Below are 21,326 nucleotides of genomic sequence, written 5' to 3'. Positions count from 1 at the left end.
CAAGGATTTATCATAAATGTTTTTTTATTTTATTCAGTTGTAAAATTATTCAAGCATTTTTGCACTATTATAGATATAATATTAAACTGGAAATATTTACGCATTAATATAAAAAGGATAAAAGCTAATTGTAAAATTCCCAATTTACATCAGAATTACATGCTTTTATCCAAAATAAAACTTATAATTTAAATAAACTACATTATTATATCTAATACATCTATTCTTATATTACATTATCAATACTTCATAATTAAAATCTCTTTAACAAAATAGTTTCTCTAATTTATTATTCTTTAAGTTAACTCCTATAACACATATCCTGCCTGTGTAATCAACATTTCCATAACGAATTTCATATTCTTCCGGAACTAAGTCAAAGTTAATCCATTTTCCCTCAATATCTTGAACAATACCTTTAGCACGTAAAATCTCTCCATACTCTTTTGATTGTATCAATTTTCTTAATTTATTATCTAATTCATTGTACTTATATTTTTTAGGAGTCTCTATTCCCCAGGTTACAAATACCTCATCTGCATGGTGATGCTCATGATGATGGCAATGACATTCATGAGTTTCATTATTATCTTCTTCATGATTGTAGCAGTGGCATTTATGAACTTTATCAGTGTGTTTATGCTTCTCATTATGATTGCAATTGCGGCTATGTTTCTCTAAACTTTCATTAGTCATCAACTCTTTTTCAAAAGAATTGCTCCCTTCAATTACACTTAAGATTTGTTTTCCACTTAATTCATCCCATGGAGTAGTAATAATTCTAGCTTTATTATTATGCTTTTTTATCTCTTTAACACATATATCTAATTTTTCGTCTGATAATTTTTGTGAACGGCTCAAAATAATGGCACTTGCATTTTCAATTTGATTATTAAAAAATTCTCCAAAATTATCTATATAGGTTTTATACTTAATCGAGTTCACTACTGTTGCAAAACTATTTAATGAGATATTATCATCTTCATTTATATTGGAAACCGCTTCTATTACATCAGATAGCTTACCTACCCCGGATGGTTCAATAATGATACGATCTGGCTTATATTTTTCTAAAGCATCTTTCAACGCACATTTAAAATCTCCAACTAAAGAGCAGCATATGCATCCTGAATTCATTTCCTTAATCTCAATCCCTGCATCTTTAAGAAAAACACCGTCTATTCCTATTTCTCCAAACTCATTTTCAATTAATAGAACTTTTTCCTTTATTAATTCTTCTTGTATAAGCTTCTTGATAAGTGTTGTTTTTCCTGCTCCAAGGAAACCTGAAATTATATCCACTTTTGTCATATAAAACTCATCTCCATATAATTATTTTCTTTACCATAAACAAAGTCACCCAAACTTTTCTTCATTTGTTCTTGCTCATTTTTATCAGCAACTTCTTTACATACTTCTATTCATCTTTTAGGCATCCATAGATTTCATCTAAATTGTATCTCATTGATTCCAAATAGCTCTTATCATCTTCTTTAGATTCTAATGTTAATATTGGTACTACTTTTGCACCTACTTCTTTTGCTAAAGTTTCTGAAACCTTAGGACTTGCAAGTGATTCTGAAAAAACAGTTTTTATATTACTTTCTTTACAAAAGCTAACCAAGTCTTCTAATTGTTTGGGTGTCGGTTCACCTTCAGCAAATAAATTTTCTACTGATTTCTGTGTTAACCTAAAATCTCTACATAAGTATCCAAAAGCAGCATGTCCTGTTATAAAGTTCTTTTTATTTAATGCTTCAAATTTAGGTTTGTATTCACCATATAGATTTTCTAATTCACCTTTGAATTTGCTGTAGTTTCCCTCGTAATAATCCTTATTCTTCTCATCCAATTTCACAAGAGTATTTTTTATATTTTCAGATTGTATTTCTGCATTTTTTAAACTTAACCAGCTATGAGGATCAATAGCATCTTCTTCTTTTCTAGCTTCTACACCTGTACTCGAATCTACAACAGGTATATTTTTATCTTTAATTACATCATTAACCTTATCTATCCAACTTTCCATTCCAAGTCCATTATAGATAAATGCATCACTTTTAGTTAATCCTTCAAGGTCTTGAGCCTTCGGATCATATTCATGGGGTTCCACGTTATTTGGAACTAAGCAAGTAACATCTGCCTTATCTCCAGCTATTTCTTCTGTAAATTCTTTTAATGGATAAATTGAAACTGTAATTTTTAATTTATCATCTTTTGTGTCTTTCGTATTTTCAGTCGTAGTTTTTGTATTAGCTCCGCAACCTATTAGCATAACACCAGTTAGTAAAGCTAAAATTCCTGAAATAATTTTCTTTTTCATATCTGCACCTCCATATGCATACGATTTGCATTTGCATTTAATAATATTACGCTTAACATTTAAATATGTCAATAATATCTAAAATCTAATATTAATTATTATTATTCATAAATCTTGCTATATTGCATATGGTACTAGTTATTACATTTTTCATTATAAAAAAATGTATCCCTCTAAAATCAACATTAGGCTTTTCTTTCTAATTACCGTAATATGTTTTATAAAAAAATTGAGCATAATACTTTTATTAAATGTTTCGTTAGAAACCACAATAAAAGTATTATGCTCATTTCAGTAATTCTATATTTAAATATAGTTTATATTAAAGTTCTTCTCCATTACTTTCTATTACTTTCTTATACCAATAAAAACTCCTTTTTCTTGATCTACTTAAGTCTCCATTTCCATCATTATCTTTATTAACATAAATAAATCCATATCTTTTTTTCATTTCTCCAGTTGATGCACTAACTAAATCAATACATCCCCAAGGAGTATATCCTATTAATTCTACTCCATCATTAACTGCTTCTTTCATCTCTTCAATATGTGCTCTTAAATAATCAATTCTATATTCATCATTAACTGATCCATCTTCTTCAACTTTATCCACAGCACCTAAACCATTTTCCACAACCATTAAAGGAATTTGATATCTATTATAAATATTATTTAATGTCCATCTTAATCCTTTAGGGTCAATTTGCCATCCCCAATCACTTGCTTTAAGATATGGATTCTTTACACCTCCAAGTATATTTCCAGATGTTCTTTCTAATTCTGGATCTGTGCTTGAACAGTTTGACATATAATAACTAAATGTATAGAAATCTACACAACCTTCCTTTAGAATTTGCTCATCATTTTCTTCCATCTTTATTTCTATATTATTCTCTCTAAAAAATCTCTTTGCAAAACCAGGATAAGCTCCTCTTACTTGAACATCAGAACATAAAAAATTATTCAAATTATCTCTTTCCTGAGCTAAAAGTACATCTTCTGGATTACATGTATAAGGATATGTTGTCATATATGCAATCATACATCCTACCTTAAAATCTTTATTAATTTGGTGTGCCAGTTTAACAGCTTTTGCGCTTGCAATGAATTGGTGATGAAGAGCTTGAAATCTTATTTGTCTACTATCGTCAATCTCTTTATTAAATTCAAGTTCACCACCTTTATCCAATAAAATTCCGCCACCCATAAATGTACCAAATGGCATTGTTAAACAATTTATTTCGTTGAATGTGAGCCAATATTTTACAACGTCCTTATATCTGTTAAATATTGTGTTACAATATCTAACATAACAATCAATAACTTCTCTACTTGCCCACCCGTTATACTTTTTAGTTAAACCAAAAGGTGTTTCATAATGAGATATTGTAACTAATGGCTCAATATTGTATTTTTTTAATTCTGCAAAAACATCATCATAGAATTTTAATCCTTCTTCATTTGGTTCTAGCTCATCACCATTCGTAAAAATTCTAGTCCAATTTATTGACATTCTAAAGGTCTTAAACCCCATCTCAGCAAACAATTTAATATCTTCTTTATAGTGATGATAAAAATCTATAGCTTCATGACTTGGATAATACGTTCCTTCTTCTAATTCTGGAGTTATTCTTCTTGGTGTAGTATGCGTACCACCTGTCATAACGTCTGATGTACTAAGGCCTTTTCCACCTTCTCTATACCCACCTTCAAATTGGTTTGCAGCGGTTGCTCCCCCCCATAAAAAATCCTTTGGTAATCCTTGAAATTTATTATTTAACATTTTTATCCCCACTTTCTTCAAAGAAATCATTTAGCAATCCTTGAAATTTATTATTAAACATTCTTTGTTCTTCTGATTTTGCAAAGTTTATTACTTATTTTTCTCTAGTTTTTCTATTCTTTCAGCAAATTGTGGTAAGTGTTTTTTATGTGCAAGTAACATTTCATCTAATAAATCTTTAGCAATTTGTCCACTTGGAACTAATGGATTTATTGTAAATGCATGAAGAGCTTTGTTGTAGTTCCCTGTAACTGCTGCTGAAATTGTTGTTTCTTCCATTCCCTTCATTATTTGAACCATACCTCTTGGTGCTGGGTCAAACTTTCCAAAATTAATCGGTTCTGGTCCATGAGACGTGATTGTACTTGAAACTTCTACTATAGAGTCATATGGAAGATCCTCTAATGCGCCATTATTCTTTGTGCTAACTACCATAGTTGTTCTCTTGTCATTGTAGATTGAAGCAATTAATTCACAGGCAGCATCGCTGTAGTGAGTTCCACCTCTCTTAGTCAATTGTTCTGGTTTATAGTCAAGCTTTGGATCTTTATATAGTTCGAACAATTCTGCCTCTGTTCTTTTTACAACCTCCGCTCTAGTTTCACCTTTTGAGTAACTTTCAAGTTCTTCCTTCAACATATCATCTGTAATATAGTAATACCTATGATACGGACAAGGTAATATTCCCAAGTCTTTAATCTGCTCATAGTTAAACTTGATATCTTTAATATTGGCAACTCCTGCATCTTTCTTTTCTTCTGCTAATAATGGATTGTACAATTTTTCAATTACTTCTGCAGTTTTTTCATTACCTTCCTTATCCCATACTCTATGCCAATGGAAATGATTTAATCCAGCAAACTTAAAGAATAATTCACTTGAAGGAACTCCAAGCATCTTTGCATCATCTTCTATACAGTTGATTGGAACATTGCATAATCCAACAGTTCTGTCCCATCCGCCATATTTTATAGCTGCTTCAGTCACCATTCCTGATGGATTTGTGAAGTTAACAATCCATGCACTAGGGCATAACTCTCTCATATCGTCTATTATGTCTAATATTACTGGAATTGTTCTAAATGCTTTAAACATTCCACCAGCACCGTTAGTCTCTTGTCCAATTATTCCATGGCTTAAAGGAATTCTTTCATCCTTTATTCTTGCATCTAAAAGTCCTACTCTAAATTGAGTCGACACAAAATCCGCATCCTTAAGGGCCTCTCTCCTATCTAAAGTTAAATTAACTTTCCAATCCAACCCTGCTGCCTTAACCATTCTTTGAGCCATTGCTCCAACTATTTCTAACTTCTCTTTTCCATCTTCAATATCTACAAGCCATATTTCTTTAATAGGCAATTCATCTTTCCTTTTTATAAAACCTTCAATTAATTCAGGAGTGTAACTTGATCCTCCACCAATAGTAACTATTTTGATTTTTTCTTTTTTCATTACTTATTTCCTCCCTTGATCTCGCCTCAGGCAAATTTTTAATTTAAGATATTTTCCTAATCTGAAAATTACTTGGATATAAAATACAAGAGCTACTTTCTTATAAAATATATAAGTAATCCTTTACCTAAAAGATATCACACCAAAAAGTAAAATACCTTATTTTTTCGGATTTAGTGACACATGCTACTATTTAGTTATTTGTTTTTTTATAAAACAGTTTGTTTCATAATATAGCTAATCTAACTACTTACTAGGAATCAATAAGCAAAGTAATGGGAATATTATACCTAAACAAATTTCAGTAATATTTAATATATATGTTGCAATTCACAATGCACATTTCACAATTACACCTAAAATTCTTGCAATACTTTTATAATTATGATGAAGAATTATTTTTGCAATATATATATAACATAAAATTAATAGATAATAAGAGTTATAATGAATTTATTCTCACCATGAATTCTTTTCCACAAGAAACTGATTTGAATCGAATTTTTAATAGATTATTATATCTTACATACTTTAATCAATCTTAAAATAATTATAAAAAGAAGGTGTACTATGGCAAAACAAATATTGTTATTAGATAATGTTCATAAATCTATAAAAAATAAAGAAATTGTTAAAGGCATTACCTTTTCAATTAATGAAGGTGAGGTTTTAGGTTTTCTTGGACCAAATGGTGCTGGAAAGTCTACCACTTTAAGAATGATTGTCGGCCTTTCTTCCCCTACTAGTGGAAAAATTTTAATCGATGGCTATTCAATTACTAAGGATTATGTTAAGGCTATGTCTAAAGTTGGATGTATTATAGAAGGTCCAGATATGTATAATTATTTAAGTGGTTTAGAAAATTTGAAGATGCTTGCTTCTATGAATAAAAATATTACTAATGAAGATATAACGAGAGTAATTGAACTTGTAGGAATGCAGAATAGAATAAATGAGAAAGTGTCTACTTATTCTTTGGGAATGAAACAAAGGTTAGGACTTGCGCAAGCTCTTATTCATAAGCCAAAGCTTCTTATATTAGATGAGCCTACAAATGGACTTGATCCTTCAGGAATAAATGAGTTTAGACATATTATTAAAGATCTTGCTAAAAAAGAAAATATTGCCGTTCTCGTTTCGAGCCATTTGATATCTGAGGTTGAATTAATGTGTGATACTGTTGCAATAATAAAAAGTGGTACTTTACTAAAATATGCTTCAGTCTCTGAACTTATAAGTGATAAGGAAGTTTCCTTTGTTCTAAGTGATAATTCAAAGGGAATTAAAATATTAAAAGACAAGTGGAATATTGATAGTTCACTAATAAATAATAAGATAATAGCAAAAGTTGATGTATCAAAAATTGAAAAAATTAATTCTTCGTTTATCGAAGAAGGAATAGCAATAAAGTTCGTAAGTATAAATCAGAGAACTTTGGAAGATCTTTTTTTATCACTTACAGAAAGTAACTCTATTGTTAGTTAAGGAGGTGTATATATTGCTAGTATTAGTTAAAAATGAAGTTAATAAAATATTATATAGGCGGAAACTTCTACTTATTAGTGCTATAATCCTAATTTTAGTTTCGCTTTTTGCATATGGCCAAAATTATCAATATCAAAACACTTTGAATAAGTATTTAAAGACAACTACTCAAAGTGGCGATATTCCTTGGCAGTCATTGCAAAAACAACAAATTCAGGACCTAAAAAATAGGCTTAATAGACCTGATACCCCTGACGAAAGTAAGCCCTCAATTAATATTCAAATTCAGCAAAACCAGTATTATTTAGATAACAACATAAATCCAATTACTCCAAGTGCTGCAAAATTTTCAGTTAAGCTAATGGAACAGTCCATATCAGTATTACTACCTTTACTAATAATTCTATTGGCTGGGGATAGCGTATGTGGAGAATTTTCTGCTAAAACTATAAAAGTACTGCTAACAAGAGCTGTTCCTCGATGGAAGATATTACTTAGTAAATATATAGCACTTCTAATCATGTTTTCTATAGTAATTCTAGAGATGGCTCTATTTTCAATTTTAATTTCTGGTTTATTTTTTAATAACTGGGGATTTAACGAGCCTGTAGCTACAGGTTTTAGCTCTGCTTCCGGAACCTTAGATGTTTCCAATGTAATCAAAGTAACCGAATTGCAATATTTAATTCTCGTATACTCTCTTGGATGGTTTGTATCAATTGTTATCGGTACAATTTCATTTATGATTTCAGTTTTAGTAAGAAATACGGCTACCTCTATAGGTATAATGATGGCTACATTAGTTGGGGGAGGCTTTCTTAGATTGTTTCTAAATGATTGGCCTTCAATAAAGTACTTTTTTGCCATCAATCTAAACTTACCTCAGTATCTTACAGGATCATATACTCCAATAAGTGGAATGTCATTAAGTTTTAGCACTTTAGTACTTCTAGCTTGGGCCATAGGTGCCTTTATTGTTAGTTTTGTTGTGTTTTTAAAACAAGATGTATTAGTTTAAAAAGGAGGGATTTAAAATGTTTAAAAATATAAAATGGAAATTTATTTTATTGCTATCCATAGTTTCCACCATAACCTTAGTTACCGGATTTATATCAGCATTATCAATAAGTTCTCGCCCTCCTAAAGAGATATCAGATAAGGAATCTGAACAACCTAAGAGTGAAGAATTAGATCAAAATTATTACAACATATTAGTTCTTGGTGACTCCCTTGCTAAAGGAACTGGAGATGAAAAAGGACTTGGCTTTTCAGGCTATTTTTCAGAATACTGGAAAACTAAAGTTTCAAAGGAGATTAAAATAAATAATCTTGCCATAAACGGGGATGTATCTAATGGGCTTTTAAATGCAGTTCAAGAGTCACAAACATTAGCTGACATTAAAGGATCAAACATGATATTTATATCTATAGGTGGCAATGAAATAAGTAAGCTTAAAAATACAGATATAAGCTCATCCACAACAAAGATAAAAGATATTCAAGATACTTATTTAGCCAATCTAAAATCTATTTTTAATATAATAAGGACCAATAATCCGTCATCTATGGTAGTTTTCATTGGCTTGTATAACCCATTCGGAAAAGATCTTACATCTGATAAGGTAAGCATATTAAATGAATGGAATTATCAAAGTCAACAGCTTTTATCATTAGATTCAAATGCGCTTTTTATTCCAACATATGATCTTTTCAAATACAACTTACAAGATTATCTAGCTGCTGATAATTTTCATCCCAATAGCACCGGTTATCAAGCTATTTCTGACAGAATAATTGAAGCTTTAAAAAATTATAAGTAATATATTAAATAAAGCTGCCTAGTCTGATAAGTATTTTCTGACTAGAGCAGCTTCATAATATACTATAAAAATTTATACTAGCTTGATATCAACTTCTAAAGGAGATATTCCAACAAGCCGAACGCTTCTACTATCTGGTTGTGATATACCAGCAAATAATTTGAACCTTTTGCTATCTAATATCCTTTCTCCATCATCATTTACCACTTCAAATGATGATTTCTTGATTTTCATTTTTACAATCTTGCTTTCTCCTATTTTCAACCCAACACGTTTAAATCCTGCTAGACTATGATTCCTAACAGCATGTTTAGATTCAATATCTTTTATATAACATTGCACAACTTCTTCTATGTCAAAATTTCCTGTATTAGTTATCTTTACGCTTACCTCTACATCCTCAAAATCACTTTCTACATCTGGTACATGCAATTCTGATAATTTTACAGTAGAATAAGTTAATCCATATCCAAATGGATATAAGCTTTCACAAGACATATAGCGATATGTCCTATCTTTCATTGAATAATCTATAAATTCTGGTAAATCCTTAGTATTTCTATAAAATGTAATAGGTAACTTTCCACTTGGTGAACACTTTCCAAATATTAAGTCAGCTACAGCTCTGCCACCTCTACTTCCAGGATACCAAGCATCTAATATAGCTGAACACTTATCCTCTGCATTATTAAATGTAAATGCACTTCCTGCGCCAATAACTAATATAACAGGTGTACCTGTTTCTATTATTTTCTCTAATAATTCTTGCTGCCTTCCTGGTAAATTTAAGCTTGCTTTATCACCAGCTCCTTCACTATTACCTGCATCTCCTTGCTCACCTTCAATTGTAGAATCTAATCCGAGGCATAGAATTGCAACATCTGATCTTTCTGCTATTGATATTGCTTCTTTTAATCTATCATTAGGTTCTGCTAATTCTTCAACTCTGTCTCTAAATAAATGACAACCTTCAGAATAATATACTCTTACATCTTCTCCTACGGCTTCATGTATTCCCTCCAACACAGTTATATATCTAGATGCAGTTCCTGAATAATTACCTTTAAGCATGATCTGACTATCAGCATTAGGGCCAATAACAGCAATTGATTTTAAGTTATTTTTATTTAATGGTAATATTCCATTATTCTTTAATAAAACCATTGAATTTCTAGCTGCTTTTAATGATAATTCATTATGTTCTTTACAATCATTTAACTCATATGGTATTTTGTTATATTCACACTCTTCATCAAACATTCCCAATCTTATTCTTGTTGCCATTAATCTTTCTGCTGCTGTTGTTATATCTTCTTCTGTTACTAATCCCTCTTTATAGGCAAGCAATAATTGAAGATACACATTACCACAATTTAAATCACATCCATTTTTCATAGCTAATGCTGCTGATTCTGTAGCAGTGCTTGTCACCCTATGATGCAAATGAAAATCAGCAATTGCCCAACAATCGGATACTACATGACCTTTAAAGTTCCATTTTCCCCTTAATATATCTCTTAATAAAGTTTTACTTCCACAACAAGGTTCACCATTTGTACGATTATACGCCCCCATTACGGCCTCTACATCACCTTCTTTGACACAAGCTTCAAAAGCAGGGAGGTAAGTCTCATATAAATCCTTTTTACTTACAACTGCATCAAATTCATGCCTTAATCCTTCTGGTCCACTATGAACAGCGAAATGTTTTGCACATGCTGCCGCTTTTAAATATTTGCCTTCTCCTTGAAGTCCTTTTACAAAGGCCACGCCCAATCTAGATGTTAAATATGGATCTTCACCGTAGGTTTCATGACCACGACCCCATCTAGGATCTCTAAAAATATTAACATTTGGTGACCAAAAAGTTATTCCCTTATAGATGTCTCTATCATCTTTTTTGCTGTTTTCATTATACTTTGCTCTGCCTTCTGTTGAGATAACTTTTGCAATGTCATTCAATAACTCATCGTCAAACATAGCAGCTAATCCTATGGCTTGTGGAAATACTGTTGCTGTGCCTGCTCTCGCTACTCCATGCAATCCCTCATTCCACCAATTATATCTAGGTATATTTAATCTTTTTACAGCTGATGATTTATAAGTTAATTGTTCTGCTTTTTCTTCTAGCGTCATTTTCCCTACTAATTCTTTTGCTTTTTCTAACGCATATTCATGAGTAATTCTTTTTTCCTCGACCATATTACACATCTCCTAAAATAATCATAATATTTATTCTAACTTTTTTTAATTATAAGACTAAACAACTAATGTATTGAAAGAATGTGGCTGAATATTAAAGCTATAATCTTCGCCATTAACACTAAATGTAACTTCTTGTAATTCATCAAATGGATTTAATAATTCTAATACAACACTTCCATCTGGATTCTCAAAAGCCAGAGCATTTCCTGCAAAGTCCCCTTTTAAGCCTTTCATTGTTGCTCCTTGTTTTATATATTTCGAAAAATGTCTCATTAGATAATACTCTGGATTATATTTAACATCATTATCTTTTGTCACCGTAATAAGTGAATTTTGTTTCCATCCCCAAGTGCTTATTCCCTCTTCTTCAAGTACCATATTCCAATAGGTATAGGCGCTTACTCCATTTATAAAGTATGTCCACATTAAATTGAATACATATTCAGCATATTCCCAGCTATTTTTTCCTTCTCCACATTCATTTTCTGTCTGTATCAATTTCATTTCTGGATAAGCAATTTTTGTCTGCAGCAAAGCATGCTTTCCTCCCCATTGATATCCAACACCCTTTATATATCTTTTTGCATCTTTATCACTTAGTACAGTGTTAGCAAAATTATTATATTGACCAAATTGCCAATTTTCATCTCCATAATCATCATAAGGAGAATTTAATGTTCCAAGCCATATCTCAGCATCAAGTTTATTCTCTTCAAATAATGGCCCGATGTATTCTTTTATAAAATCACGTAATTGTTTTCCTGACCAAACACATGATGGAAACTTCTGATCTGCTATAGGTTCATTTTGTATGTGTACCTGATTAATTTTAATACCCTCTTTTTGGTATTCTTCAATGAATTTCTTAAAGTAAAGAGCATATGCTTTTAGATTTTTCTCCTCCCATATTAATGTTCCGAAATTGTATACTTCCGGGAACTTCATCCAAGTTGGGGGGCTCCATGGAGAAGCAAATAAATTAAGCTCCCCACTATATTTTTCTGCTTCTTTAATGTACGGAATCAAGCATTCTTTGTCTCTTTCAATGCTAAAATTCTTCATTCCATAATCGCCCTTAGTTTCATTTAGACTGTACCAGCTTTCTGCATAATCATTTGCTCCAATTGGCAATCTGCAATAAGTAAAATTACATTCCTCTGGATCAAATAGATTTCTAAGCACCTCTTCTTTCTTATCATTTGGAATCTTTTTTAATGCTATATATCCTAACTCATTAAAACATCCACCAAATCCATCAATAGTTTGATAAGATTCTCCATTTAGCTCTAATGTATGGTACGATTTATCTTTACTAATATTTATAGTACTGCTTACTAAGCGATCAGTCTTTGTTGTTGAAATCAAAGTTGCTTTCCTCATTATAACTTCCTCCTTTTTCTCTAAATTCAGTTGGTGACATTCCTGTCTGTTTTTTAAAAGCTAAAGAGAAATAATTTGTATCCTTATATCCCACTAAAGTTGCTATTTTACCTGTTTTCATACTAGTTGTTTCTAATAAGGATTTAGCCTTCTGTATTCGTTTACGTATAATGTAGTTATTACAGCCTTCTCCTGTACTATGTTTAAATAGCTTTGAAAAATAGGTTGGAGTTAAATAAAGCATTTCCGCTATACTATATACTGAAATGTCTTCATTTAAATGGTCATTAATATATTGTTTTGCTTTTCTTATAATTTCATGGCTTTCTCCAATATCAGTCTGAAGTATTTGTATTATGAAATCTCGTGTAATTCTCAACGCATCACTTCTACTACAATTTTTTAATGAAATTAATAAAGAATTTAACTTATTATCTGATATATCTCCTTTTTCCATTGCATAGGAAAAATATATTCCTCCTCCAATATCAAAACATGTTTTCTTAACTAATGATGTCGATAAATTATAAAACTCTATAGCCTCTGAATAAGCCTCATAAATACTCATTACTTTCTCAAGGTCATCTATATTATCTATCATATTCTTCTTAAATTCCTGGACTCTCTCGTTAAATAAAGTCAAACGTATTTCTCTAGGTTCTTTCGTTATGATTTTCCCATATGTGCTCTTATTATTTAATAAAACACATGCGTCGTTATATGAAATATTGATCTTATTAAATCCTCCTACAACGCTTCCAAGAATTACTTTAGGATTAATATCATACTCATTTTTCAAATACTCAATTAAATGTTGTACTCTTAATGTTACTTCTTCTAACTCTTCTCTTATAAATATGGCGATTACTATATTTTTATTTTTGTCCTCAAATGTAATCCCTTGTTTCTTAGAATCAAATAATTCAATGCAAATATTTTTAATAGATAAATTTAATAATTCAAAATGTTGTTTCCAAGCTAAATTATCATCTATAATTGGACATACCAAAGCAATTTGAAGCATCTCTTCCTTATCATAAGAATACTCCCTCAATACTTTTTTAAATTCACTTGTCTTCACTCGTTCATAAAGTAAATTTTGCATAATCTGTTCAAGCTTTAATTGTTCTGTTACACCTTGTATCCTGCTATTTATCTTTTGCTCATGGCTTAAAGTTTTCTCATGCTCTAAATCTTCTATTAATCTTTCGATAGCATTCTCAAGTTCTATCTCATCTACTGGCTTTAAGAGATAATCCTCCACCTGCATCTTGCAGCATTTTTGAGCATATTCAAAATTATCATATCCTGTTAAAACAATAATTTTTAACCTAGGATTTAGATAATTCATCTTTTCTACTAAAGATAATCCATTCATCTCAGTCATACATATATCTGTAATCATGATATCAAATGCTTCTTCTTCCATGATTTTTAAAGCTTCAATTCCTGAGGATGCCATTTTAACAGTATCTATCTTGAGTTTCTCCCAAGGAATCACACTACATATTCCTTTTCTAATCATTTCCTCATCATCTACAACTATAGCTTTATACATTAATTATTCTCTCCTTTAGGTAATATAATATCTACCGTAGTTCCACCATGTTCATTTTTCTTGTAGTATAATCCATACCCACTACCAAATAATATTTCAATTCGCTTATGAACATTCCTTAAGCCATATCCAGTTTTTTCATCAAATACTGATATAGAGCTATTTATTTCATCAATTTGTTCTTGTCTCATTCCAACTCCATTATCAGCAACTGATATAACTATCTTGTTATTTATTTCTCTTGCGGTAACTAATATCTTACCTTTATACCCATCTTTCACCCTTATTCCATGATAAATGGAATTTTCTATTAAAGGTTGAAGTGTAAGCTTGGGTATTAGTACATTTTTGAAATTCTCATCTACATTTATTTCACACTCAGCAATGCCACTATATCTCATATTTTGTATGATCAAATAATTTTCTACATTTTCTAGTTCTTGCGAAATAGGAATAACATCTTTCCCTCTACTTAGACATAATCTATAATAATTAGCTAACGCTTTCACCATTTTTGATACATCTTTATTTCCATCAGATAAAGCCTGCCAATGTATACACTCTAGTGTGTTATATAAAAAATGTGGTTTAATTTGAGATTGCAGTCTGTTTAATTCGATTTGCTTAATCTCAGATTGCTCCTTTTTTATCCTATACATAAGTATATTAATTTCTTCAATCATGATATTAAAGCCACTTGCTAGTTGCCTAAAATCTTTGCCATCATAATCATGTTCCATTCTAACTTCGAGATTTCCCATCGAAACCTCTCTCATCTTTCTTACAATGTCATCCATTGGCTTATATAAGTTATTGCTTAATTTATAGCAAGCTATACTAATTAATACTCCGGCACCTATTACTAAAGCTATTATTAAAATTATTACTGCATTGGTATCCCTTAACATTGACCTTGTGGGTATCTCACCAACCATATACCAATCCCAATTATCAAGCTTCTCATAAATAACCATCTTATCTTCAACTTTTTGTTGGCCACTTTTTCCTTGTAATACGCTTTTATAAGGACTTTCTGTTCCAATCAGAGATTTATCTTCATTAGATATAATAACTCCATCTTTATCTGTTAAATATGTTTGTACTTTTAACCCTTTATCCAAATTAGAGTAAAATTCTTTTATACTTTTTTCTCCAATTCCTATTACTAAAAATCCAGTATATTTATTAAAATTGTATTTATCATTGATCGGTTGATATATATTTAGTACATATTGATCTGGATAAAATACTTTTTTCTTCATGCTTATCTTACAGTTACCAAACTTTGTGCCTATAGCATCTTGATAATCTTTTAAAGTTTGAGTCCTGAAATCGCTGCTTGTCCAAGACTCTCCAACATATATTAACTCTGGGCCATCAAATTTCACCAATCCAATATAATCTATATAACTGTTTGTATTCAAGAGATATCTTACTGACGAATATGCATCACTTGTATCTTTGTTATAATTCTTTGAAGTCAACCTATTATTCATTAAGAATTCTTTAACCCTACTGTCTCCTGTAATCATATTCGATGTCTCAATAATATTTTTTAATGTTATATTTAAAATATCCGTTATTGTTTCAAACTGTCCTTGCACTAATCCACTGGATTTTTCAGTAATTTGCTTTCCTGCTAATTGATAAACAGCAAAAATTACAAAACTATTAGTAATTAAGACTGCCAATATAAAAAATGTAGTAATCTTCTGATTAAATTTCATTTTAGATAGCTTATTTATAACTTTTCTCAATTCCTTATACATACCTGTATCCCTTTTTGTAATTCTTATATATAAGAATTAATACCCACCATAAATATATTATTAACCTTTGACGGCTCCTGCCATCATACCCTTTATTAATTTATCTTGTCCAAAAATAAATGCTATGATCATTGGTAACATAGAAATAGTTAATACCGACATAATCATTGGAACATTCATTGTATATTGACCTTGATATTCCCAAATAGCAAGTGGTAATGTTCTATTAGGTAATGTTTGAGTTAAAACTAATGCAAAACTGAATTCATTCCATATAGCAACACCATTATAAATTGCTAAAGTTGCTAGCCCTGGCTTCACTAATGGAAGCATAACATTTGAAAAGATTTTATATTTATTGCACCCATCTATCTCAGCTGCTTCTTCTAATTCCCTAGGAATTGCCTGCATAAATGTAACTAATATAAATACTGAGATTGGCAAATTAAAAGCCACATATGGGCCTATTAATGCCCAAGGACTATCATACAATCCCATCTTAGTAGTCATCAAAAATATTGGAAGTAGTGTTACGTGAACTGGTACTGACATGCATGCTACTATTATAGCATATATTGGTTTATTTAGCTTAAATTTGAATCTAGATAATGGATAAGATGCACATGCACTTAAGAATAGTAAAATTACTAGCGACACTATAAGTACTAATATACTGTTTTTAAAGTAAATAAATATGTTTCCTTTGAATACGTCAATGAAATTCTTTAAATATAAACTTTTTGGTAAATCGAATACACTTCCCATAAGCATCTCAAATTGCTGTTTGAATCCTGCTAATAACATAAATATAAAAGGAACTATTGTAATTAAAAGCCATGCTATTGCTAGTATTCCAACGATAGCTTTTATAGATAATTTTTTTATTAATGAATTCTGCTTCATAATAGTCAATCTTCCTTTCTATTTAATGTTTTAATTGTGATTAATGATATTATTGTTATAAGAATAAACATTCCTGAAGCAATTGCTGAACCATATCCCATTCTTTGAGATAAAAACGCATTCTTATACATATAAGTTGCCATAAGTTCTGACGCGTTACCTGGTCCTCCACCTGTCATAACATATATAAGATCAAAATATTTTAATGATCCAACCATTGATAATACAATTGCACTTTTAATAGCTGGTTTCATAAGTGGAAGTGCTATTTTCCAAAAATACTGACTTTTTTTTGCTCCATCAATTATTGCTGCTTCATATAAATCTGATGGTATTCCACTATATGCAGCCAAAAAATACACCATATAGAAGGGAATAAATTGCCAGCAAATAGCTATTGTGATGGTTAATAGTGCTGTCTTAGGGTTACCTAATAAGTCTACTGAATGCCCACCTAATAACTTTGATATTCCTGATACTATACCAGAATTTGCATCTAATGCGTACTTAAATAAATAACCAATTGCAACAGATGACATTAACATTGGTATAAACCAAATTACTTTAAATATATTAAATTTTTTCCCACCAAAATCTAAAAATGTTGCAAGAGCAAGACCTATTGGTAATTGGACAGCTATAGATAGAACCATAATAACAATATTATTTAGAAACGCTTTTCTAAAAATTTGGTCAGCAATAAGTTCTTTCCAGTTATTTAATCCTACAAATACCTTATTTGATGCAAATCCATTCCAATTATAGCAACTTAAATTAAAAGAGTAGACAATTGGATATGCTATATATATTATTAAGAATAAAAATGCTGGCACAAGAAATATAATTGCTGCATTTCTCGTTGACGCGGCACGTCTTTTAGCTAAACTATTAGTTTGTGATTGCACTTTTTCTCTCTCTCCTTTATATAATTATTGAGCTGTTACAAAATTAATTCCACCGCATAAGTTCAACTTCTGCATTTGACTTATAATATAAACATATTTACATCTCTGATATATCATATTTGTACTCCTTTTTCAGAAATCATAAATGCTTTGCACATTCTCATTCAAAGATAAGCTATAACTCAAATCTAAATTTGCAATTGTTTATATATAATAGAATTTTTATTTTGCAACAGCTTTTACATTATTTTTTAATGCTGCTATAATTATTTATTTTTTGCCTTATATGAATCCATAGCAGATTGTAGTTCCTTATCTGCATCTTGTGGAGTCTTAGTTAGCCCAAATATTTCTTGGCAAGTTGATTTGTGTACTTCTGCAACTTCTGCTGGTAAGTATTGGTCATACCATAATTGAACTCCTTTTGCTTGGTTAACTGTGTCTAAGATTTTTTGTGTTAATGCATCGTCTGGTTTGAAATCTTTAAGTGGAATAATCTTACCTAATTTCTTACGATCTTGTAATGCTTGATCATCTAATAAAGATTGAATTAATTTAAAAGCACCTTCTTTATCTTTACATGTTTCTGAAATTGAATATAAGTTATCTCCAACTGTTCCTGCACAAAGCGATTGATCTTCTTTTGAACCGTCTAATGCTGGGAATGGGAAGAATCCTAATTTACTCATAAAGTCTGGATTTTCACCAAGTACTGTACCTGTGAACCATGAACCCATTAAATCCATAGCTGCATCACCTTTGTATAATGCTTGTCTAGCTTGACCACTATCATCATCCATACCATTGAATCCATCTATAAAGTAACCTTTTTTAACCCAATCTTGAATTTTGCTTCCAGCAAATTCAAATGCAGGGTTTTCAAATTTTCCTTTTCCTGATGCTGCATCTGCGAATGCATTTAACCCACCAAAACGAGTTGCTAAGTACATATAATACATAGATCCTGTCCATTTTGTAGCATTAGCTAAAGCAAATGGCGCTACTCCGTTTGCTTTTAACTTATCACATGCAGCTTCTAATTCAGAAATAGTTTTTGGCTCTTGTATTCCATATTTAGCAAAAACATCTTTGTTATAGAAGAAACCTGCTACGGATACGTTTTCAACTGGAACGGCATAAATTTTTCCATTGTATGAACATTGATTAATTCCAGCATCTATAAATTTATCTTTGTAGTTATCTTTGTTCATGAATTCTGTAAGATCAGCAATTTTATTTGAATTTACATAATCAATTAATCCTGATCCTCCCCATTGAATAAATACATCTGGAGTCTGATTTGAACTCATTGCCATAGATAATTTCTGTTTGTAGGAATCATTAACCTGATCAACAACTTCTACGTCATATTGTGGGTTAGCTTCCATAAATCTTTTAACTGATGCTTTAATTGCATCTGCTGCTGTTGATGTTTGGATATGCCATAATGTCAATTTTGTCTTTCCTGAAGCAGATCCACTGCTTGTCTGTGAAGTGCTGTTTCCGCAGCCAATCATTGATGCAGAAACCATAGTTACTGTCATTATGATTGATGCTATCCTTTTCAAATTCTTATTCATATACCTTTCTACCCCCTAGAATTTTCATATATTTGATATACTTATATATTAGCATTGATAACGTTTAATAAAAATTGAATAATTTGTCTTTTAGATATAATTTTATATCCTATTATAATTTTTCTTTATTAAACGCATAAATAACCTCCATTTTAAATAGTTCTCTAAAATACTATCTAAATAATGAAGGCATTTATATTTTTATTCATATATTAAATTTTTATAAATTGAGGCTGAAAGCTGGAGGGGAACCTGCCTTCAGCCTTTGAAATATATTATCTCAAAAACAAAGATAGATAAAAAAACTGCCAAGAATATTTATCTATAACCCTTTGATTCTGGTAAATATCCAATACTATTTGAAAGGATTTTCAGTTTTATAAAGCATACCTTTTGGTTGGTTGAATCCAACTTCTTTAACACCTAAATATCTAAATAAGTTGTAAACAGCTTTTCCAAAGTGTCCAAATGCAACTGCTCCATGATGAGGATATCTGCCTTCTACTAATACGTGACGATAAAATCTTCCCATTTCAGGAATTGCAAATACTCCTATAGCTCCAAATGAACGAGTTGCAACTGGTAATACTTCACCTTCTGCTACATAAGCTGTAAGTTCTGCATCTGCATTACTTTGTAATCTGAAGAATGTAATATCTCCTGGTACTATGTCTCCTTCAAGTGTTCCTCTAGTTATATTTGGTTCTTGATTTGGTTCAAGAGCTCTTGCCATAATCATTTGGTTTTTCATTGTTCCACATGTTAATTTACAAGCTGCTGTATTACCACAGTGGAATGCCATAAATGTATCATTTAATGAATAGTTAAATTTACCTTTAATTTCTGATTCATACATATCAGCTGGAACTGTATTGTTTATATCAAGTAATGTTACAACATCTTGGCTTATGCAAGTTCCGATGTATTCACTTAATGCACCATAAATATCAACTTCACATGATACTGGAATTCCCATAGCTGTTAGACGGCTGTTTACATAACATGGTACAAATCCAAATTGTGTTTGGAATGAAGGCCAGCATTTATTTGCAAATACAATGTATTCTCTTGAACCTTTATGTTCTTCCATCCAGTCTAATAATGTAATTTCATATTGAGCAAGCTTTGGTAAGATACCAGGCATTTTATTTCCTTCACCTAATTCTTTTTCCATGCTAGCTATAATGTCTGGAATTCTTGGATCATCTTTATGATCATTAAATGCAGCAAATAAATCTAGTTCTGAGTTTTCTTCTATTTCAACACCTAAATTGTATAATTGTTTAATAGGTGCATTACAAGCTAAGAAATCTTGAGGTCTTGGACCAAAAGAAATTATCTTTAAGTTCTTTAATCCTAATAATGCAGTAGCAACTGGTACAAATTCAGAAATCATTCCTGCAACTTCTGGTGCTGTTCCTACTGGATATTCTGGAATGTATGCTTTAATGTTTCTTAGAGCTAAATTGTAGCTTGCATTTAACATTCCGCAATATGCATCTCCACGTCCGCCTATTAAATTATCTCCGCTTTCTTCTGAAGCAGCTGCAAACATAACTGGCCCATCAAATTCTTTAGCAAGTAAAGTTTCTGAAGTTTCAGGACCAAAGTTTCCTAAATATACAACTAATGCGTTTACTCCAGCTTCTTTAACTTCAGCTAAAGCTTTTCTCATATCTTTTTCATTTTCAACAGTTGTTTGACATTCAAAAATTTCTCCATTAAAAGCTTCTACTACTGCTTTTCTTCTATTTTCTGATAATTCCATTGGGAAACAATCTCTACTTACTGCAACAATTCCTAATTTTACTTGTGGTATATTATTCATTTTTAACTCCTCCATTTTTTATGAATTTTAAATTCTTATAATCAGATCTTGACAAATTTTACGAAGTATATTATTCGATATTTTAATGCTACAAATTAGATTTATTAAGTTAGGTATTAATTAATATCCTATTCCTAAATAATTGAATCTAGCTATTATTTTACATAGCCTGTCCGAGTTTTAAATTTAGCTTTAGTACTTGTTAATGTTTCACTTTAAATATATTTTAAAATAACTTTTTAAATGTTGTTTGATAAGTCTATAATAAAGCTTTTATATTAATTAGTCAATACCTTTTTGTATACATTTTCATAATTAATTTTTCTAATAGTTAT

The 21,326-nt window shown here is 30.6% G+C and carries 15 protein-coding genes; 3 read left to right on the top strand and 12 right to left on the bottom strand.

Going from position 1 to position 21,326, the window contains the following annotated elements; genetic code table 11:
- Positions 1-264: 264 nt before the first annotated feature.
- The 4 genes from L3B96_RS02990 to L3B96_RS02975 all read right to left on the bottom strand — a co-directional run bounded on the left by L3B96_RS02990 (position 265) and on the right by L3B96_RS02975 (position 5,558).
- Positions 265-1,311: a CobW family GTP-binding protein gene (locus L3B96_RS02990; protein ID WP_238858791.1), complete on the bottom strand. Its 1,047-nt coding sequence runs from the start codon at positions 1,309-1,311 to the stop codon at positions 265-267.
- Between the two features lie 106 nt (positions 1,312-1,417).
- Complete coding sequence (locus tag L3B96_RS02985; RefSeq protein ID WP_238858790.1) at positions 1,418-2,323, bottom strand: zinc ABC transporter substrate-binding protein; 906 nt, start codon at positions 2,321-2,323, stop codon at positions 1,418-1,420.
- Between the two features lie 322 nt (positions 2,324-2,645).
- Entirely contained in the window at positions 2,646-4,106 is a 1,461-nt protein-coding gene (locus L3B96_RS02980) for a 6-phospho-beta-glucosidase (RefSeq protein ID WP_238858789.1), read from the bottom strand.
- Between the two features lie 90 nt (positions 4,107-4,196).
- Positions 4,197-5,558 carry a 6-phospho-beta-glucosidase gene (locus tag L3B96_RS02975; protein WP_238858788.1) on the bottom strand — a complete coding sequence of 454 codons (1,362 nt, stop codon included), beginning with the start codon at positions 5,556-5,558 and terminating at the stop codon, positions 4,197-4,199.
- 570 nt (positions 5,559-6,128) lie between these two features.
- On the opposite strand from L3B96_RS02975, the gene L3B96_RS02970 reads away from it, so the two are divergent.
- From L3B96_RS02970 to L3B96_RS02960, 3 genes are read left to right on the top strand one after another with little or no spacing between them, the layout of a single operon-like run.
- Positions 6,129-7,043: an ABC transporter ATP-binding protein gene (locus tag L3B96_RS02970; protein ID WP_238858787.1), complete on the top strand. Its 915-nt coding sequence runs from the start codon at positions 6,129-6,131 to the stop codon at positions 7,041-7,043.
- Between the two features lie 13 nt (positions 7,044-7,056).
- A complete protein-coding gene (locus L3B96_RS02965) occupies positions 7,057-8,061 on the top strand; it encodes an ABC transporter permease (RefSeq protein ID WP_238858786.1) in 1,005 nt (334 codons plus the stop codon).
- 16 nt (positions 8,062-8,077) lie between these two features.
- Positions 8,078-8,863, top strand: a complete 786-nt coding sequence (locus tag L3B96_RS02960) for an SGNH/GDSL hydrolase family protein (protein ID WP_238858785.1) — start codon at positions 8,078-8,080, stop codon at positions 8,861-8,863.
- A 72-nt stretch (positions 8,864-8,935) separates the two neighbouring features.
- Here L3B96_RS02960 and L3B96_RS02955 read toward each other — a convergent pair whose 3' ends face one another.
- The 8 genes from L3B96_RS02955 to L3B96_RS02920 form a co-directional block, all read right to left on the bottom strand.
- The gene (locus tag L3B96_RS02955; RefSeq protein WP_238858784.1) at positions 8,936-11,065 is read right to left on the bottom strand and encodes a glycoside hydrolase family 3 C-terminal domain-containing protein; all 2,130 of its coding nucleotides are present in this window, start codon (positions 11,063-11,065) and stop codon (positions 8,936-8,938) included.
- Between the two features lie 57 nt (positions 11,066-11,122).
- Positions 11,123-12,448 (bottom strand): glycoside hydrolase family 30 protein, encoded by a 1,326-nt coding sequence (locus L3B96_RS02950; protein WP_238858783.1) that lies wholly within the window; start codon positions 12,446-12,448, stop codon positions 11,123-11,125.
- Positions 12,411-14,006, bottom strand: coding sequence for a response regulator (locus tag L3B96_RS02945; RefSeq protein ID WP_238858782.1), 1,596 nt, complete (start codon positions 14,004-14,006; stop codon positions 12,411-12,413). Before L3B96_RS02945 ends, L3B96_RS02950 begins: the two co-directional genes overlap by 38 nt.
- Complete coding sequence (locus L3B96_RS02940) at positions 14,006-15,775, bottom strand: sensor histidine kinase (RefSeq protein WP_012060831.1); 1,770 nt, start codon at positions 15,773-15,775, stop codon at positions 14,006-14,008. Before L3B96_RS02940 ends, L3B96_RS02945 begins: the two co-directional genes overlap by 1 nt.
- A 60-nt stretch (positions 15,776-15,835) precedes the next feature.
- Positions 15,836-16,678, bottom strand: a complete 843-nt coding sequence (locus L3B96_RS02935; RefSeq protein ID WP_023975926.1) for a carbohydrate ABC transporter permease — start codon at positions 16,676-16,678, stop codon at positions 15,836-15,838.
- 5 nt (positions 16,679-16,683) lie between these two features.
- Complete coding sequence (locus L3B96_RS02930; RefSeq protein ID WP_012060833.1) at positions 16,684-17,583, bottom strand: sugar ABC transporter permease; 900 nt, start codon at positions 17,581-17,583, stop codon at positions 16,684-16,686.
- Positions 17,584-17,849: 266 nt separating this feature from the next.
- On the bottom strand, positions 17,850-19,163 hold the full coding sequence (locus L3B96_RS02925) for an extracellular solute-binding protein (RefSeq protein ID WP_017209824.1): 1,314 nt from the start codon (positions 19,161-19,163) through the stop codon (positions 17,850-17,852).
- 355 nt (positions 19,164-19,518) lie between these two features.
- Complete coding sequence (locus tag L3B96_RS02920; RefSeq protein ID WP_238858781.1) at positions 19,519-20,991, bottom strand: L-fucose/L-arabinose isomerase family protein; 1,473 nt, start codon at positions 20,989-20,991, stop codon at positions 19,519-19,521.
- Positions 20,992-21,326: the final 335 nt, after the last annotated feature.

The sequence above is a fragment of the Clostridium sp. YIM B02569 genome, assembly GCF_022320765.1.
In the GTDB taxonomy this organism is placed as follows: domain Bacteria; phylum Bacillota; class Clostridia; order Clostridiales; family Clostridiaceae; genus Clostridium; species Clostridium beijerinckii.
Note: the sequence above shows the minus strand (reverse complement) of the source record. Positions and strands in the feature narration are given on the sequence as shown.

What these genes read in the sequence shown, in the direction of transcription:
- L3B96_RS02945 (WP_238858782.1), bottom strand. Translation starts at nt 14,006, where the DNA reads ATGTATAAAGCTATAGTTGTAGATGATGAGGAAATGATTAGAAAAGGA.
- L3B96_RS02980 (WP_238858789.1), bottom strand. Translation starts at nt 4,106, where the DNA reads ATGTTAAATAATAAATTTCAAGGATTACCAAAGGATTTTTTATGGGGG.
- L3B96_RS02970 (WP_238858787.1), top strand. Translation starts at nt 6,129, where the DNA reads ATGGCAAAACAAATATTGTTATTAGATAATGTTCATAAATCTATAAAA.
- L3B96_RS02925 (WP_017209824.1), bottom strand. Translation starts at nt 19,163, where the DNA reads ATGAATAAGAATTTGAAAAGGATAGCATCAATCATAATGACAGTAACT.
- L3B96_RS02920 (WP_238858781.1), bottom strand. Translation starts at nt 20,991, where the DNA reads ATGAATAATATACCACAAGTAAAATTAGGAATTGTTGCAGTAAGTAGA.
- L3B96_RS02960 (WP_238858785.1), top strand. Translation starts at nt 8,078, where the DNA reads ATGTTTAAAAATATAAAATGGAAATTTATTTTATTGCTATCCATAGTT.
- L3B96_RS02990 (WP_238858791.1), bottom strand. Translation starts at nt 1,311, where the DNA reads ATGACAAAAGTGGATATAATTTCAGGTTTCCTTGGAGCAGGAAAAACA.
- L3B96_RS02975 (WP_238858788.1), bottom strand. Translation starts at nt 5,558, where the DNA reads ATGAAAAAAGAAAAAATCAAAATAGTTACTATTGGTGGAGGATCAAGT.
- L3B96_RS02985 (WP_238858790.1), bottom strand. Translation starts at nt 2,323, where the DNA reads ATGAAAAAGAAAATTATTTCAGGAATTTTAGCTTTACTAACTGGTGTT.
- L3B96_RS02940 (WP_012060831.1), bottom strand. Translation starts at nt 15,775, where the DNA reads ATGTATAAGGAATTGAGAAAAGTTATAAATAAGCTATCTAAAATGAAA.
- L3B96_RS02950 (WP_238858783.1), bottom strand. Translation starts at nt 12,448, where the DNA reads ATGAGGAAAGCAACTTTGATTTCAACAACAAAGACTGATCGCTTAGTA.
- L3B96_RS02935 (WP_023975926.1), bottom strand. Translation starts at nt 16,678, where the DNA reads ATGAAGCAGAATTCATTAATAAAAAAATTATCTATAAAAGCTATCGTT.
- L3B96_RS02955 (WP_238858784.1), bottom strand. Translation starts at nt 11,065, where the DNA reads ATGGTCGAGGAAAAAAGAATTACTCATGAATATGCGTTAGAAAAAGCA.